Annotated in this window: 12 protein-coding genes and 2 pseudogenes; 11 read left to right on the top strand and 3 right to left on the bottom strand. The window is 38.6% G+C overall.

All coding sequences use genetic code 11. The features are described 5' to 3' along the window. Window positions 1-3: 3 nt before the first annotated feature. Genes IPO27_13395 through IPO27_13385 form a run of 3 tightly spaced genes read left to right on the top strand, consistent with a single transcriptional unit; the run spans window position 4 to window position 3,090 of the window. Window positions 4-1,197 (top strand): TonB-dependent receptor plug domain-containing protein, encoded by a 1,194-nt coding sequence (locus IPO27_13395; protein MBK8847478.1) that lies wholly within the window; start codon window positions 4-6, stop codon window positions 1,195-1,197. Then, a complete protein-coding gene (locus IPO27_13390; GenBank protein MBK8847477.1) occupies window positions 1,194-2,228 on the top strand; it encodes a TonB-dependent receptor in 1,035 nt (344 codons plus the stop codon). Before IPO27_13395 ends, IPO27_13390 begins: the two co-directional genes overlap by 4 nt. Before the next feature lies 1 nt (window position 2,229). Then, window positions 2,230-3,090, top strand: a complete 861-nt coding sequence (locus IPO27_13385) for a hypothetical protein (protein MBK8847476.1) — start codon at window positions 2,230-2,232, stop codon at window positions 3,088-3,090. Between the two features lie 125 nt (window positions 3,091-3,215). Here the strand turns inward: IPO27_13385 and IPO27_13380 are convergent, their stop codons facing one another. Both IPO27_13380 and IPO27_13375 read right to left on the bottom strand, forming a co-directional pair. Further along, the gene (locus IPO27_13380; protein ID MBK8847475.1) at window positions 3,216-3,977 is read right to left on the bottom strand and encodes an SDR family NAD(P)-dependent oxidoreductase; all 762 of its coding nucleotides are present in this window, start codon (window positions 3,975-3,977) and stop codon (window positions 3,216-3,218) included. A gap of 208 nt (window positions 3,978-4,185) precedes the next feature. Further along, a pseudogene (locus IPO27_13375) lies at window positions 4,186-6,107 on the bottom strand (amino acid permease). Window positions 6,108-6,283: 176 nt separating this feature from the next. Here IPO27_13375 and IPO27_13370 point away from each other — a divergent pair. The 6 genes and pseudogenes from IPO27_13370 to IPO27_13345 all read left to right on the top strand — a co-directional run bounded on the left by IPO27_13370 (window position 6,284) and on the right by IPO27_13345 (window position 13,196). Beyond that, window positions 6,284-7,252 (top strand): YitT family protein, encoded by a 969-nt coding sequence (locus IPO27_13370; GenBank protein ID MBK8847474.1) that lies wholly within the window; start codon window positions 6,284-6,286, stop codon window positions 7,250-7,252. A gap of 44 nt (window positions 7,253-7,296) precedes the next feature. Beyond that, the gene (locus IPO27_13365; GenBank protein ID MBK8847473.1) at window positions 7,297-8,031 is read left to right on the top strand and encodes a transporter; all 735 of its coding nucleotides are present in this window, start codon (window positions 7,297-7,299) and stop codon (window positions 8,029-8,031) included. Window positions 8,032-8,137: 106 nt separating this feature from the next. Next, window positions 8,138-10,542 (top strand): annotated as a pseudogene (locus IPO27_13360) (TonB-dependent receptor). A gap of 39 nt (window positions 10,543-10,581) precedes the next feature. Continuing rightward, on the top strand, window positions 10,582-11,415 hold the full coding sequence (locus tag IPO27_13355) for a DUF4249 domain-containing protein (GenBank protein MBK8847472.1): 834 nt from the start codon (window positions 10,582-10,584) through the stop codon (window positions 11,413-11,415). 82 nt (window positions 11,416-11,497) lie between these two features. Next, window positions 11,498-12,316 carry a hypothetical protein gene (locus tag IPO27_13350; protein MBK8847471.1) on the top strand — a complete coding sequence of 273 codons (819 nt, stop codon included), beginning with the start codon at window positions 11,498-11,500 and terminating at the stop codon, window positions 12,314-12,316. Window positions 12,317-12,323: 7 nt separating this feature from the next. After that, entirely contained in the window at window positions 12,324-13,196 is an 873-nt protein-coding gene (locus IPO27_13345; protein ID MBK8847470.1) for an EamA family transporter, read from the top strand. 3 nt (window positions 13,197-13,199) lie between these two features. On the opposite strand, the gene IPO27_13340 is transcribed toward IPO27_13345, so the two are convergent. Further along, window positions 13,200-14,300, bottom strand: a complete 1,101-nt coding sequence (locus tag IPO27_13340) for an acyloxyacyl hydrolase (GenBank protein MBK8847469.1) — start codon at window positions 14,298-14,300, stop codon at window positions 13,200-13,202. Between the two features lie 207 nt (window positions 14,301-14,507). Between IPO27_13340 and IPO27_13335 the strand changes: the two genes are divergently transcribed. Together IPO27_13335 and IPO27_13330 are read left to right on the top strand one after the other, a co-directional pair. Beyond that, window positions 14,508-15,926, top strand: coding sequence for a tetratricopeptide repeat protein (locus IPO27_13335; GenBank protein MBK8847468.1), 1,419 nt, complete (start codon window positions 14,508-14,510; stop codon window positions 15,924-15,926). A 102-nt stretch (window positions 15,927-16,028) separates the two neighbouring features. Further along, window positions 16,029-16,730, top strand: coding sequence for a phosphosulfolactate synthase (locus IPO27_13330; protein MBK8847467.1), 702 nt, complete (start codon window positions 16,029-16,031; stop codon window positions 16,728-16,730). Window positions 16,731-16,733 lie beyond the last annotated feature (3 nt).

Below are 16,733 nucleotides of genomic sequence, written 5' to 3'. Positions count from 1 at the left end.
ATTATGTTGTCCATATACCATGCATTAAAGAGTTTATTGTTAAGCTTTTTTCTATGTGTACTTTTTGTAAATGGAAATTCTCAATCAGAGCTAGTACATCTAACCGTGCGTGCTGCAAGTGATTCAACTGCTATTGAGTATGCAACCATTACTATATATGATGGTAGTGGAAGGCAGTTTATTGCAGATGCCAATGGACTTGCAAAGGTGGACATCATTACACCCTCTAAAATTTCTATTTATAAAAGAGGCTTTTTAACACAATCAATAACGCTTACCTCCGTCAACACCAACATTTACTTAAAACCTCTGGAAATTGATTTGCCAACTGTAGAAATTAAATCAACCGGATTGCAATATCAAACTGCTGCCGAGAGTGCATACCAGGTAAAAGTGATTGACAAGAAACAAATAGAGCAAAAGGCAAGCACCACCTTGAATGATGTATTACTAACACAGCCCGGAATGCGAATTACGCAAGACCCAATTTTGGGAAGCAATTTGCAACTTAATGGCTTGGGAGGTCAAAATGTAAAGGTAATGGTGGATGGCATTCCGGTAAATGGTCGTGAGAATGGCAATATTGATTTAAATCAACTTACACTTCAAAATGTATCAGGCGTAGAAATAATTGAAGGTCCACTTTCGAGTATTTACGGAAGCGATGCATTAGGTGGAGTTATCAATATTATAACTGCATCGCAAGTTGAATCGCCTTTGCTTATAAATGTAAATGGAAAATATGAGTCGGTAGGCAATTACAATACTGGTATTGCAGTAGGAGGCGGTAGTAAAAATGCATGGTATAATGTAAGTGGCGCGCGTAATTTTTTTGATGGATATCCTGATCCGGGAACACAACGTACACAATTATGGAACCCTCGTGTTCAGTATGTAGCGAATGCAGGTGCAGGCTATCGATTTAATAAAAGCGAAATAAGAATAAAGTCTTCGTATCTGGACGAAACAATAATTGACAAAAATGCTCCTACTATTACTCCTTATGAGGCTTATGCTTTTGATGATCGTTTTTTTACCAGACGTGCATCAGCTGATATGACATACTCACATAGTTGGAACAATAAGAAAAGCATAAAAGTTACCGGGGCATACAACAGTTACTTACGCCAAAAAACTTCGTACAGAAAAGATTTGGTTACACTCGAAAATAAGGAATTGCCATCCGACCTAATGTGAATACTAGTCTGTATGATATGCATATGGTGCGTGTTCTTATGACCGACTATTCTGATACAAAAAAGGTAAAGTATAATGCAGGAAGCGAGTTGCAACTGGATGCCGCAAGAGGCGCTCGTTTGCGCAATAATTTTCAGGAGTTTAATTCCATTTCGGCATTTGGCAATATTGAGTTTACTATGTTAAGCAAGGTGGTGGTTAGGCCTTCAGTACGTGTGTCACACAACTCTAGATTTGGAAACCCAGTAACTCCATCGTTACATCTGCGCATCAATCCGGCTAAGAACACAATTGCTCGCGTTTCTGTTGCCAGGGGTTTCAGGGCGCCATCGCTAAAGGAACTGGATATCAATTTTATCGATGCCAATCATAACATAACGGGCAATAATAATTTGCAACCAGAGCAAGCATTAAACATGCAGGCAAATATTACCAAGGTGTGGTATGCTAAAACGGTATCGTTTGAGGCAGGAATAAATTCTTTTTACAACATGATTGAAAATCTGATTACGCTTGGCTTAACTGACCCCTTATTTTTTAAATATACGTATATAAATAGTGGCAGCTTTCGTAACTATGGAGCAGGAGCAAGGGTAGGCGCCCGAAGTAATCTTTGGCAGTCGACTATTTCTTTTAACATGGTGGGCAATTCAGGATTAATGAATCAAGAAGTTTATTATTCTCCTGAGTTTGCAGCAACAGCCGGTTGCAATAATCAGAATTATGGTTTAGAAATCAACGCATTTTTTAAAGTAAATGGAGTGTCAAGGGTAATTGCTTTGAGTAACATAGGTGAGTCGGCATTGACAAGGTCGGGTGCATTTTCGATGTTCGATATCATTGCAGCAAAGAGTTTATTTAACAACCATTTGAAAATCGTTTGTGGAGTAAAAAATATTTTGGACGTTACTAATATTGTTAATTCAACAGCGGCCGCCCTACCTCATGGTGGTGGACCTATCACTCCTGTAGCAATGGGAAGAAATTACATGCTTGAATTGCGTTACGAATTCAATAAAAAGAAAAATTGAAATGGTAGCTTGGAGAAATATCATGGTTTTGCTTTTAGTTGTGCAGTTATGTAGTAGCTGTCTCAAAGAAGAAAATGCGGTACAATTACCTCAACCCGGCAACGGCACTATTGCTCAGGTAGAGCAGGGCGAATTGTATGAACAACAGGTTTATTTTAACTTAAGCAATAAGGATACATTCAATAGCCGTTTTGCAGCCTGGGATCTTGCATTTGATGCGCAAGACAACAATTTTTTCTCCTACATGAATGGCGGCAAACTCATGCACATAGCTAAAGTTAACAGCAATATATTTTCTGCTGTAACCGATACTACCGGACTCGTATTTTTGTGGGATGCCCCGTCATGGAATAAGGATAGCCTTGCAATAGGAAATTGGAATAACAATAAAAATCAAATATTTGTTGTCGATCGCGGTTACCTCTATTCGAATTTTGCTGAGCGATTTTGGAAAATCAGAATTGTTGATTGTAATAATAATTCGTTTAGATTTGAGTACGCAAGTATCGCTTCTACGCAGTCAGCAAATATTGTTATTGAACGAGATAATAATTTCAGTTATCAGTATTTTACATTTGATAATGCTGGCAACGTGTTGTCACTAGAACCCCAATATAATCAATGGCATATTCAGTTTACACGATACCGGGTTATTTTTTCTCAAAATAGTTTGCCATTTCCTTACCTGGTTACAGGAGTATTGATAAACCCAAATATGTTACAAGCTACTGTTGACAGCAGTTATAGCTATGAAAAAGTGGATTACGAATTTGCCAAAAACAAGATACTAACCAAGGCGCGCGATGCCATAGGATTTGAATGGAAATACTTTGATATCAATGCGGGCATGTTCAAAAGTTAAACCAGGCCACGTTTACATACTAAAAGATAACAAGGGCTATTTTTATAAATTGCACTTTATAGATTTTATAACGAGAGCGGCAAAAAGGGGTATCCGAAATTTGAATATCAACGACTTTGAAAAAATCAGGTGGTTGATCGCATAAGGTAAGCCGTGTTTGCCTGTGCAAGCGGAGTTATCACAATATCATTAATTACAACATTAACCGGACGCGATGCAGCAAAGAAAATAGTATCAGCAATATCATCGGCTGTTAAAGGCTCATAACCGGCATAAACAGATTTTGCTTTTGCTGCGTCACCACTAAAACGTACCAAACTAAATTCGGTTTCAACAGCACCCGGGGTTATATTGGTTACTTTTATATGATGAGGTAGCAAATCAATACGCATAGCTTTGCTAATGCTGTCAACAGCATATTTTGTTGCGCAATATACATTGCCTTTGGCATAAGTTTCTTTGCCGGCTATACTTCCCAAATTAATAATATGACCGTGCTTACGCTTAATCATTAATGGCATAACTGCCCGCGACACATACAACAAACCTTTTACATTCGTATCAATCATTTTATCCCAATCAGCAATATCTCCGTCTTGTATGTTTGATAGGCCACTGGCAAGGCCTGCACTATTTATAAGTATATCAATTTCTTTAAAATTGAACGAAAGGCTGTTGATGGCTTCTTCTACCTCTTTTTGATGACGAACATCAAAATTGAGTGTCATTATTCGATTGTCAAAATTGGTGCGTATATCTGAGGCAACTGCCTCTAACCGGTCAATCCTGCGACCAGTAATAATCAAATCATATCCATGTTGTGCAAATTTATATGCACATGCTTTTCCTATTCCAGCTGTGGCACCTGTTATTAATGCTATTGGCATAAATTATTTATTATGAATTAAGAGTCTTCCTAAGTTTAATATTTTGAATTTTTCAGGAACAATTTTTTCGAATATCAAGGCGTGTTTTTGTTGACCACAACTGCACACCTTGGTCAGTACAATTGCCTTTGGGCAATTGGGCGCACCCGGTGGTATGCATAGCAAAGATAGGTGGAAAATTTGCCATAAGAAAACAATTAGATAAATCTTAAATAGTATGTGGTTTTTTATGATTCAATTTACTGTTACTGTATCCATATATGAAGTAAATTACGAGACCTATTAATAACCATCCTGTAAAATACAGCCAGTTGATGTAGCTCATTTCGCACATCATATAGAGGCAACACAATAGACCTAACAAAGGAATAAGCGAAAGGTTATGCTTAATGGCCATATATAAAAGGAAAATGGCAACCAGTATGAAAATCCATATTGGAACTTTGTGTTTAAATAGTTTCCAGCCCGACTCATATTTCTTACTTTCACTAAGTTGCGTTGTCTTTAAAAAATCCTCGTATTCCTGATCGCTAAAATTTTCAAGCGTGGCCTGAACATCATTTCCCGATTGCGAATAGGTTTGAGGCGCATACATGCTTATACTATATTTTATATGTTCTATTTCGCGCTTATCAAGGTTGGTAATTAGCTCCGACTTTGCATACATACGAGGGGCATTTACAAGAAAACTTTTCATAGTGTCACCATTATAAAAGTAAACAGCCAAAAGAACCAGCGTTAGAATGACCGGAAGAAAATAGCGTCCATTTAAATAAGGAGTTTTAAACTTTCGTTCTGGTGCATCTTTGCTTATTTGTAATTTTAATACCCCGGCACAAACCAATACAAAGGCAAACAAGGTTCCAATACTACAAACATCTGTAACCCAATTTAGGTTAAGAAACAATGCCGGAATGGCTACTACAAAACCTGTTATAATAGTAGCAAATGAAGGGGTTTTAAAGCGAGGATGTATTTTCGAGAATTTTTTTGGAAGCAAGCCATCGCGGCTCATGCTCATCCAGATACGGGGTTGACCAATTTGAAAAACCAAAAACACACTGGCCATGGCCACTACAGCACTAATTGAAATAATAAATGACATCCATTTAATACCCACCCTTTCGAAAACAAATGCCAGCGGATCGCCAACGCCAAGCTCGCGATAGTTAACCATACCGGTAAGTACTAGTGCAATGATGATATAGAGAACTGTGCAAATAGAAATGCTGTAGAACATGCTTCGCGGCAAATCGCGTTGAGGATTTTTGCACTCTTCGGCCGTGGTGCTAATTGCATCAAAACCAATATAGGCAAAAAACACCGCTGCAACTCCTTTTAATACACCCGAAATTCCGTTTGGTAAAAATGGATCCCAGTTATCTTTATTAATATAAAAAAAACCTACTGCAATTACCAAAAGTACTATGGCAAGTTTTATTATCACCATAATATTACTTGCATTGCGCGACTCTTGCATACCACGGTAAACCAGCCAGGTTATAAATACAATCATACATAAAGCAGGAATATCGGCCACAATGTGCAACCCTGCTAGTTTCGGTGCATTGAGATAGGCTATGTGCGCTTGCTTAAGGTTATGTTGCAGCCCATCGTACGGAGTGCCGGCATGTATCAATTTCTCAGCATCGTGATATCCGTTATAGGCAGATACAATGTCCATGGTGCTCCAGGCAGGTAAGTCCCAGCCAAAATTGTGCATGAGTGTGGTAAAGTAATCGCTCCACGAAATGGCTATAGTAATATTACCAATGCCATATTCCATGATTAGTGCCCAACCAATTATCCAGGCTATAATTTCGCCAAAGGCAATATAACTATAGGTGTAGGCGCTGCCGCTAACAGGCACCATACTGGCAAATTCGGCATAAGCAAAAGCTGCAAATGTGCATGCCATTGCGGTAAAAATAAAAAGTAAAACAACCCCGGGGCCGCCACTTGCACTTGCATTACCTATGGTGCTAAAAATGCCTGCACCAATTATTGCAGCTATTCCAAATGCAGTTAGGTCGCGCAATCCTAGATGCTTACCCATGGTACCATGCTCGGCTTTTGCGAATCAATATCTTTGATAATTGATTGAAGATTTTTTCTTCTGAATAAATTCATTGGCAATTATTAATGTTTTCAAACATAGAGAAAAAAATAGTAAGCCGTACAGAAACTTTTAATTGTGCCTATAACGCTGTTCAATATAGGACTGATTTTGGTGCTAATTAATAACATTGCGTTTTATAAGTAAGGGTGTAGTTTTAATATTTGATTAGATTTGCCACTCTACAATTATGTTAGCAATTTTTATACGAAGCGTTTTTAAAAAGTTATCACAGCTTAAAGGTGAACCTATAGCTAACCTCAATTCAGACAAGGCTAAAAAGGCATATCACGCCTTTCAGGTTTCGTTAAAAAGCGAAATAAAGAGTGCCCTCTTTATTGCTACCGGAGTCGTTTCGGCTGCATTTGGTTTAAAGGGTTTTTTATTAAGCAATAATTTTATTGATGGTGGGGCTACCGGAATTTCGTTGCTTTTTTCTTTGGTATTTAAAATTCCTTTTTCGCTGCTAATAGTAGTCATTAACATGCCCTTTGTCTACTTAGGATACCGTTTATTAGGCAAATCATTTGCTATTAAAACGATTAGCGCGATAGCGCTGCTGGCCTTATCAGTAGCTGTTATCGATTTTCCTTTGGTAACCAATGATAATTTACTCATAGCCATTTTTGGCGGTTTTTTTCTTGGCGCTGGAATCGGGTTTGCCATGCGTGGAGGCGCAGTTATAGATGGAACCGAGGTGCTTGCTATTTATTTGAGTAAAAAGTTGAGTACCTCAGTTGGCGATATTATTATCGTTATCAACGTGCTGATATTTGGCTCAGCTGCATATTTGCTTTCTGTTGAAACGGCCATGTACTCAATGATTACCTATCTATCTGCTAGCAAGACTCTTGATTTTATTGTGGAAGGTATTGAAGAGTATATTGGAGTAACCATTGTTTCTGAGCAACATGAAGAAATCAGAAAAATGATAGTTGAAACCATGGGTAGGGGAGTTACCATACTACATGGCAAGCGAGGTTATGGTAAGCATGGCGAGAGATTTGATGTGGAAATTATTTACACGGTGATAACTAGGCTCGAACTAAGCAAACTAAACAACGAGATTGCGAAGATTGCCCCGGAGGCATTTGTTGTTATGAGTAGCGTAAAAGATACCAAAGGCGGAATTGTAAAAAAGCGACCATTAAAGCATTAATTAGAAAATTTTATGAATAACTTCTCTTTTAGATTTTTGATACTTTGTGGTTGTTTGTTTTTCACCTTACTCAGTCTTCATGCACAAGAGTTGCCACCTATACAAACAGACCGCCCCGACCAAACCGAAACCAGCTATTTGGTGCCTGCGGGGCATTTTCAATCGAAATGGGCTTCAACTATGAGCAAGTTACTGCCAGTGTTACCAACTTTGTTGTTCCAACCGTTTTGTGGAAATATGGTGTAAATTCAAATTTCGAATTAAGGGCTATTACCGAATTGATTAGCTCTAATACCAGTAAACGCAATCAAACCGGATTAAATCCCTTAGGGGTTGGATTTAAGGCAAAGCTTAGCGAAGCAAAGGGCTGGGTTCCCATGACATCGTTCATTGGTCACATTTACATTCCTCAAACTGCAACACCTGAGTTTGCAACCAATTCATTTGCCAGCGATTTTCGTTTTACCTTGCAACATGCACTTACTCCAAAACTAAATATTGGATACAACCTGGGCGCAGAGTGGGATGGCAATTCCAGTGAGGCAACATTTATTTATACACTCACTACAGCTTATTCCTTTAATGATTTTTTAGGTGGATATATTGAAGTTTTTGGTTTTGTTCCTGATCAATCAAAAGCATCGCATTTGGTAGATGGTGGGTTAACCTTCTTGCTTACCCGAGACATGCAACTCGATATTAGTGGGGGTTACAAGTTGTCAGATAATGCGCCTGATTTTTATGGTAGTCTTGGTTTTTCAATGCGGCTTCCCAGGTAATAACTTAACATTTATTTTAACACCTAAAGTACTTTAATACTATCCACATTGGTGTTTTTAATGTTCCTTTGCGCCCGCAATTTTTAATAACTTTCTCACCAATTATATGAAACGAATTTTATCGTTTGTAGTGATATCGATTTCCTGGTACACTGCCATATCTCAAAAGTTTACCATATCGGGTTACGTAAAAGACAAGACCACCGGAGAGAGTATGATAGGCGCTAATGTATATACAAAGGAAACCCTTAAAGGGTCAACCTCCAATGTGTACGGCTTTTATTCACTTACCTTAGAAAAGGGAGAATATACCATTGCATGTTCTTATTTGGGTTATCAGGAATTTGGTCAAAAGGTTAAGTTAGATAAAGACATTCGACTCAATATTGATTTGGAATCAAAAATAATTGAAACCAAAGCGATTGAAGTAACTGGAGAACGTAAGGATCAGAATGTGCAATCAACCATTATGGGAAAAATTGATTGGGATGTTGAAAAAATTAAAACCCTTCCTGCATTTATGGGTGAGGTAGATTTAATGAAAGCCATACAGTTGTTACCCGGAGTTAAAAGTTCGGGTGAGGGCAACTCAGGATTTTATGTGCGTGGTGGTGGTCCCGATCAGAATTTAATTTTACTTGACGAAGCACCAGTTTATAATGCTTCGCACTTGTTTGGATTTTTTAGTGTGTTCAATGCCGATGCGGTTAAAAATCTTACTCTTACCAAAGGCGGCATGCCTGCCAATTATGGTGGGCGTCTGGCATCGGTAGTTGACATTACCATGAAAGAGGGCAATAACAAAGACTTTCATGTGCAGGGTGGAGTTGGTTTTATTGCAAGCCGACTTACCATTGAAGGGCCTATTAAAAAGGATACCTCATCATTTATCATCAGTGCCCGCAGAACTTTTATTGATTTGTTTTTACGCGAGCCTTTTGTAGACCCCGATTCGCGCGGTGCCGGCAATAAATATTTTTTTTATGATCTCAATGCCAAAGTCAATTATCGTTTTGGTGATAAAGACCGTTTGTTTCTTAGCGGATATTTTGGTCGCGATGTATTTACTTTTAAAAGTCCCACCGGTGATTTTTCTGCTGATATCCCGTGGGGAAATGCAACGGCTACGCTTCGTTGGAATCATTTATTCAACGATAAGTTATTTATGAATACTTCGCTGATTTTTACCGATTACGATTTTAGTTTCGGTGCCGGTCAGGATGATTTTGAATTTAAACTTTTCAGTGGAGTACGCGACTGGAATTTGAAAACCGATTTCGACTATTTTCCGCATATCTTGCATCATATTAAGTTTGGAGCCAATTATATTTTTCACTCTTTTACTCCACAGAGCGCAAGTGCCAGGCAAGGCGAAACAGTTTTTGACCTTGGTAAGCCCTACAAGTTATATGCACATGACCTATCCCTATACGCTACCGATGATTGGAACATAAATGATGACTGGACTGTAACCTACGGTGTGCGGGTAACTGACTTTATGCAAGTAGGCCCTTTTGATAGGTATGTGCTAGATGAAAATTTTAAGCCAAAAGATACCATCGTATATGGTAAGGGTGACATCGTAAAAAATTATATTAATGCAGAGCCTCGTTTTTCGGCCAAGTATTCAATTAACGGAAAAACATCCTTAAAGGCATCTTACACGAAAAATTATCAGTACATCCATCTCGCTTCTATCTCTTCCATTTCGCTACCCACAGATGTGTGGGTGCCAAGTAGCGACCGCGTGAAACCACAAGTGAGCACACAGTATGCGTTTGGCTTTTTTAAGAATTTTAAAGATAACATGTACGAGTCCTCAATTGAAGTGTACTATAAGGATATGCGAAATCAGATTGAGTATAGGGATGGAGCGCAGCCTGACGAAGATGTTAAAAATAATCAGGATAATAATTTTGTATTTGGCAAAGGCTGGAGTTATGGTGCCGAGTTCTTTTTTAAGAAGGCATATGGTAAGTTTAATGGATGGGCAGGTTACACGCTTTCCTGGACATTCAGGCAATTTGATGATAAAAATTTTGGAGATATATTTTTCCCTAAATACGACCGCAGGCACGATGTATCGCTTGTGCTATCGTATCGTCTTAACGATCGCTGGACCTTTGGTGCAGTTTGGGTTTACAGTACGGGCAATGCCCTCACCTTACCGCAGGATAGGTTTTGTTTGTAGGACCCCTTGATTTTTCAAATCCGCAGGCGCCTGATTTTGGGCAGGGCTCGCAGATTTATAATACCTATACTCCACTAAATAGTTATCGATTGCAATCGTATCACCGTGCCGATATAAGCGCTACGTTATATTTAAAGACAAAGGGGAAATTTAAAAGTAACTGGAACTTCAGTGTATTTAATGTTTACAACCGTTACAATCCCTTCTTTATTTACTTTGAAAGTACCACCAACGCAACTACAGGTAACCTCGAAGTGAAGGCTAAGCAAGTGAGTTTATTTCCAGTAATTCCTTCGATAACCTATAATTTTAATTTTTAATCGGAGTATGAAAACCAGAGTAACATATACACTATACGTTTGATAGCTTCGCTATTTATTTTCGTTTCGTGCGAAAAGGATATAACCGTTGACTTACCTGCCGGCAAGGCTCAGGTAGTTATAGAGGCTTATGTAGAGCCTGGATTGCCTCCGTATGCATATTTATCGCGCTCTGCAGGATATTTTGATCCCATTGATAGCGCTGCACTGTCCGCCTTGCTTATCAAGGATGCAGTCGTATTAATTTCGGATGGTGTGAGCACTGATACCATGAAAGCTGTTGCCCCTGAATTGGGTTATTTATATATGGCATTAAACATGGTTGGAGTAACCGAAAGAAGGTATACCATTACCGTAACAACCAAAGAAGGTGAAAAAGTTGAGGCTTATGCAACCTTGCCAAAGCCGGTAGTGCTCGATAGCGTTTATTTCAAAGTTTATGGAAATTTAGATAGTCTGGGCTTTGCCTATGGCTATCTGAGAGACCCTGATACTGCAGGCAATGCTTATCGTTGGTTTGCCAAAAGGCCAAGTAAGGATGATGTTTTCTTAACTCCATTTGGAAGTGTTTTCGAAGACAAGTTTATTAATGGTACCGGTATCGAATTTGGCTTTTCGCGTCCTACATTGCCCAATAGTGTTGAGCCCGACACAGGTATTGAACGCGGATTTTATAAACGTGGCGATACTATTATTGTAAAGTTTTGTACCATTGATGCTGATGCGTTTAATTTTTGGCGCAGTGCCGAAACCCAATCTGGCAATAATGGCAATCCATTTTCTTCGGTAGCATTTATTAAGTCAAATGTGAAAGGTGGCCTCGGGTTTTTTACCGGTTATGGGGCCAGCTACGATACGATTTATGCAAAGTAGTACTAACTAAAAATTCTGAACCCTCGTTTTATTGAGCCTGCTTAAGAATATAATATATGCCTATCCTTCTAAGTTCAGATTGGTGCAAACAGCATACAAACCTGATAGTTTGTTTTACTGGGAGTGCGGTAATCAGCGTTTACAAGCAGAGGATGTTTTTCCATTAACGCTAACTCCTTTAAGCATTGGCATAGCTGCAACTTTGCCTTCCGGTTTCGATCAGCTCAATTTGTGTTATAATAAAAAAGTAATTTCCACTTTTACCATTGTCAATTCGGAGGAGCATTTTTTGAATGATGTAAAAATTTATTCAATACGAAAAAGTGAAAATTTTGTTCAGAGTTTTTTACAGCAGCTATTAACCCGGATTGTTTTTGCATTCATGAATCCAATTAAGCGCAGGCATCAGCGCATAACTATGACTGTAAACGATCTCTTACACTTATACAACTTGTATCTTTTACCTGTTCCTGTTTATCTGCTTACACGCAGAGTAAAAGTCAACCAAGTTACCTTCCCCATCGACCTTGTTCATATTAATACCAAACAGAACAAAGCCATACTGTCTTTGCATTCAAATAATAAGAACCAACTAATATTAGGCGAAGAATTGGTATTGAGCAATGTGACAATTGATAACGCTTCGGTTATCTCAACTATTGACCGCGACTTACATCAAAATAAAAGGCATGATTATTTTGCAGAAGCGAAAAGCAACCATGCAGCTAATGGTATAACCTATCCAATGTTAGGAAATAGTATGCACGAAATGCAGGTAGAGTCTTCGTTTACACATAATCGATATGCTATTTATTCGTGCAGAATTAATAGGTATATAAAAAATGATGACCTTGGGCAACTGGCGCACACACCTTTTTTTGCAAAACAACTAAAACCCTGACCTAACCATGAAGTGGATATTGTTGACTATACTTACAGTTATATGGGGAAGCTCATTTGTATTGATTAAGGAAGGGTTACTAACTTTTTCTCCTATTGAAGTAGCAGGCTTGCGTATGATTTTCGCTTCGTCCGTATTGCTCCCGTTTATATTCAGATCTGTTGCAAAAATTCCAGCAGGCAAGTGGAAGTGGCTGTTAGCTTCAGGAATGGTAGGCAATTGTATTCCTGCGGTATTATTTACGTTGGCAGAATCGCGTATCAATAGCACTACAGCAGGCATGCTTAATGCGTTAAGCCCTTTATTTACTTTACTTATTGCCTTTGCTGTTTTTAAAAATAAAACACGCAGCAATCAATGGTTGGGTGTGCTTATTGGTATGTTAGGCGCTCTGGCTTTAATTTACTTTCAACCAAAGGGCGATAAGTTTATTGCCGATCCGTATGCCTGGTATGTAGTACTTGCTTGTGTAGGTTATGGCGCAAGTGTAAATATTATCAGAAATCATTTTGGGGGCCTCAGCGTTATGCATGCTGCCGGATTTGCTCTTTCCTTTGCTGCTATTCCTTATGTGATTTATTTTTTAATTCATCCTGTTGCACATAAAATCTCTTTTGAAGGAACCGGTTTGCGCTCCTTGCTTGCTGTCGCTGCTCTGGGCATGGTGGGCTCAAGTGTAGCCACCGTTTTATTTAATTCACTTGTGAAAAAATCTTCAGCATTATTTGCTGCTTCGGTCACCTACCTCATGCCTTTTGTTTCGGTAGTCCTGGGTATTTGGTATGGCGAAATTGTAAACATGGCACAACTTATTAGCCTAGCTTTAATTTTAGGTGGCGTTTATATTATTAGCAGAAAACCTAAGGAGCAAGCACGTTAATCTTTACCATTCTATTTTTTTACCAATACCTAATTCGATATAATCTGCTTTGGCGAAATGCGTTTTTAGATTCACTGCCGCAAACCATTTTTGATACACGTAATAACGCAAGCCATAAATTTGAAATAAGTTTTTGCTGTCTTCTTCCATTTTATTGTAGAGATAATAACCTTGTTGCAGCCAAATTTCCATTTTATCAAAACGCTGAATATAAGCAGCGTGTATACCTATGCGTGAGTTGGCCTCCATCATACCCAATTCAGGTTGACTATTTGTAAGTCGGTAGGCCAACGAATTGTCGTACATATAATCAGCACCCACTGCCCATTTATGCTTTAGCTTTTTTCCAAATTCATAACTTGTATTTAAGGTTGCAGCAAAAAATCTACGATTGCCTGCCGGATACACCTCTTTTGGAAAACCGCCTATCAGTATGCTTATTCCCTTTTTATTTTGCGAATAAGGTCGTGTTATTGTATCCAGAACAAATTTACCAAACTGATAGCGAAATCCAACACTGGCTGTGGCTATATTTATTCCCAGGTTAGGAGTTCTTACACTGCCATTGCTCCAATGACTTATTCCAACATCGGTAGTTAAAAAGCAATTGCGGCTAAGTGTTATATCCTGTTTAATTCTTACATTAACGCCAGCGTTAAGGTGCGAGCCAATGGCGTTATTTTTATAATTGTCCTTTTCCGAAAAAGTTTTCTCAATATATCCGAAGCCATAACCCAAACGCCAGCACAGTTTATAGTTTTTGTTTTTGATAATTCCAAAATTAATAAAAGGATAAAGGGCATGTGCATTGCCCAAATGTTCCTTACTTCCTGTTGATAAAACAATGTAACTAACTCCAATTTCCGGAAAACCATAAAGACGCTGCCAGGGCTTGTTTCCACTCGTGTTTAAAGTAAAGGAAAGCTCAAGGCCTTTGCTGTGCTCTTCTTGCATATGCGCCATAGAGGGACGGTGAGCTATTAGAAAACCATAATGCAGTTGTGCAGCAATATTGGCAGGTGTGACTACTTGCGCCTTTAAACACAGTGGCATGCATACTATCAACAAGCCTAAGCGCATACCATTTACCACCGTGCCTTTCATTGGATACGAGTTTTTACTAATGTCTGCCAAAATAATTTGATAGCGCAAGATGGCGTAATTTTTGAAAACTGTAAAGTTGAGAACAGTCTATTTGTTAAAATCTTTATGACCAAAGAGTATTAAGATAAAAACAATCTAGTTAGGTTTGTATCGTTACATATCAATAGCTGCTATTTAGTTGCAGTTGTTGAGTTAAAAAAGAGGAGTATGAATTGGAACAAAAGCCAGCCGGAGGATGATAACCAGCACGACAATGAGCAGGGAGCATGTGTGAAGAGATACAAGGAGATGCTCGATAAGAAGGAATCCTACTTTTTTGATACCGAGGAACTTCTTGAAATTTACGACTATTACTTTCACGAACTAGATTATGCGAAAGCGTTGGAGGTATGTCTTTATGCACAAGAGATGCATCCGGGTGCTCATACCTTTGAGTTGAAACGTGCAGCTGCCTTATTTAAATTGGGCAAAGAAGCACAAGCCATGGATATCATAAATAATTTTGAAGCACTCTGGCCAGATGAGCACGAATTACATTTACTAAAGGCACACATTTTTCTTAACCGCGAAAACCCATTGGGAGCCATTGAGTCTTTTAAGAAAGCACTTATTAATGCCGAAGAAAAAGCCCCTATATATCATGACCTTGCTTTTGCAAGTGCCGATACCGGAGACTGCGAACAGGCAGTTAGGTATATGAAATTATATATTAGCAGTGGCACCAACGACTATTTTCTTTCGCAACAATTTGTAATTTGGCTTGCAGCAACTCTTAAACTTGATGAAGGTATTTTGTTTTTCGAAAAAATACTTGACGAAGATCCTTATAATCTGGACGCTTGGATTGCAAAAGGCCTGATTTATAAAGAACTTGAAGACTATACCGCTGCAATTGATGCATATAGTTATCCCATAGCTGTTGAAGAGAATAATATTGCAGCATTAGGAGAAACAGCAGATTGCTACTTTGCACTTGATCAATATAAAGATGCACTGTTGTACTATGAAAGAGCTGCAAATATTAACCCTGATAATCCTATATATTGGTATCACATTGGTGAATGCTTTGAATGGATGGGAGATCATAATGCGGCAAAAATGAATTATCAGCGTTGTATTAAGCTGAATCAAAATTTTCCTGCCGCATGGTATAGTATGGGCATGGTGTTATCTCTTAATTTTAAGTGGTTCGAAGCTTCGCACTATTATAAAAAAGCAGTAGAGCTAGAACCTGACAATGCCGAATTTTGGTTTGCACTTGGCGATTGTCAATCGAATTTAAATCATTACAAAGAGGCTTGCGAGTGCTACGAAAATGTTATTGGCCTTGATCCGGCACATGAAATTATATGGTTAGAGTATAGCATTTTGCTATACGAAAATAATGAGCCAGAACGTGCTTTGGAAGTCATTTCGGAGGGTATCAAGTATTTTCCTGACAATGCAGACTTTCAATATCAATGCTGTGGAATGCTGTACGAAAATGGATATCTAAAAGAGTCATATCAAATGCTTGAATTTGCGCTCTCAAATGATTTCGAAACGCATACGCAATTGTTCGAAATAATTCCGGGAATAAAGTCTGATAAAAATATAATGACAATTATTGAACAGTACAGAAAATAGTAGTTCATTTGTAGTGAAAACTCTGTTTACAATCTATGTATAATTTTAGCCTTTCTGCCGTACCTCAAAGGTCGGCTAAGCCCCCGAAACAAGGGCATAACCATGGTTATGGATAAGGGCCTTAGTGCTACTGAAGCCGCTAATCTTGCAGAGGCTGGTAGTCCTTATATCGATATTTTAAAGTTGGGTTTTGGTAGTGCATTGGTTACACCAAACCTTGAGAAAAAACTTGACGTATACCGGCAAAACAAAATTCCTGTTTATTTTGGAGGTACCATGTTTGAGGCCTTTGTGTATCGTGGTAAGTTTGATGATTACATGCGTTTGCTTGACAAGTACAAGATTACACATGCCGAAGTTAGCGATGGCAGCATAACCCTCAATCATGATTTGAAATGCGAATATATTAGCCGACTTGCTAAGAATTATACTGTGGTATCGGAAGTAGGAAGCAAAGAAGAAGGCATATTGATTCATCCCAACTTATGGATTAAGATGATGCTAACCGAGATGGAAGCCGGCTCGTGGAAGGTGATTGCCGAAGCACGCGAAAGTGGTAATGTAGGAATTTACAGACCCAACGGAAAAGCGCATGTGGTGCTGATTAATAAAATAGTGAATAAGGTTAAAGAAGAGAACATAATTTGGGAAGCACCTCAAAAAGCACAACAAGCTTATTTTGTAAAATTGTTTGGTGCCGATGTTAACTTAGGAAACATTGCCCCCAATGAGATTATTGCACTTGAAACGCTGCGGATAGGCTTACGCAGCGACACATTTTTTCAGTTTGTGGATAAAAATTAATTC

The sequence above is a fragment of the Bacteroidota bacterium genome (assembly GCA_016714535.1).
Classification (GTDB): domain Bacteria; phylum Bacteroidota; class Bacteroidia; order AKYH767-A; family OLB10; genus JADKFV01.
Note: the sequence above shows the minus strand (reverse complement) of the source record. Positions and strands in the feature narration are given on the sequence as shown.

What these genes read in the sequence shown, in the direction of transcription:
- IPO27_13395 (MBK8847478.1), top strand. Translation starts at nt 4, where the DNA reads ATGTTGTCCATATACCATGCATTAAAGAGTTTATTGTTAAGCTTTTTT.
- IPO27_13380 (MBK8847475.1), bottom strand. Translation starts at nt 3,977, where the DNA reads ATGCCAATAGCATTAATAACAGGTGCCACAGCTGGAATAGGAAAAGCA.
- IPO27_13330 (MBK8847467.1), top strand. Translation starts at nt 16,029, where the DNA reads ATGGTTATGGATAAGGGCCTTAGTGCTACTGAAGCCGCTAATCTTGCA.
- IPO27_13335 (MBK8847468.1), top strand. Translation starts at nt 14,508, where the DNA reads ATGAATTGGAACAAAAGCCAGCCGGAGGATGATAACCAGCACGACAAT.
- IPO27_13340 (MBK8847469.1), bottom strand. Translation starts at nt 14,300, where the DNA reads ATGAAAGGCACGGTGGTAAATGGTATGCGCTTAGGCTTGTTGATAGTA.
- IPO27_13385 (MBK8847476.1), top strand. Translation starts at nt 2,230, where the DNA reads ATGGTAGCTTGGAGAAATATCATGGTTTTGCTTTTAGTTGTGCAGTTA.
- IPO27_13345 (MBK8847470.1), top strand. Translation starts at nt 12,324, where the DNA reads ATGAAGTGGATATTGTTGACTATACTTACAGTTATATGGGGAAGCTCA.
- IPO27_13370 (MBK8847474.1), top strand. Translation starts at nt 6,284, where the DNA reads ATGTTAGCAATTTTTATACGAAGCGTTTTTAAAAAGTTATCACAGCTT.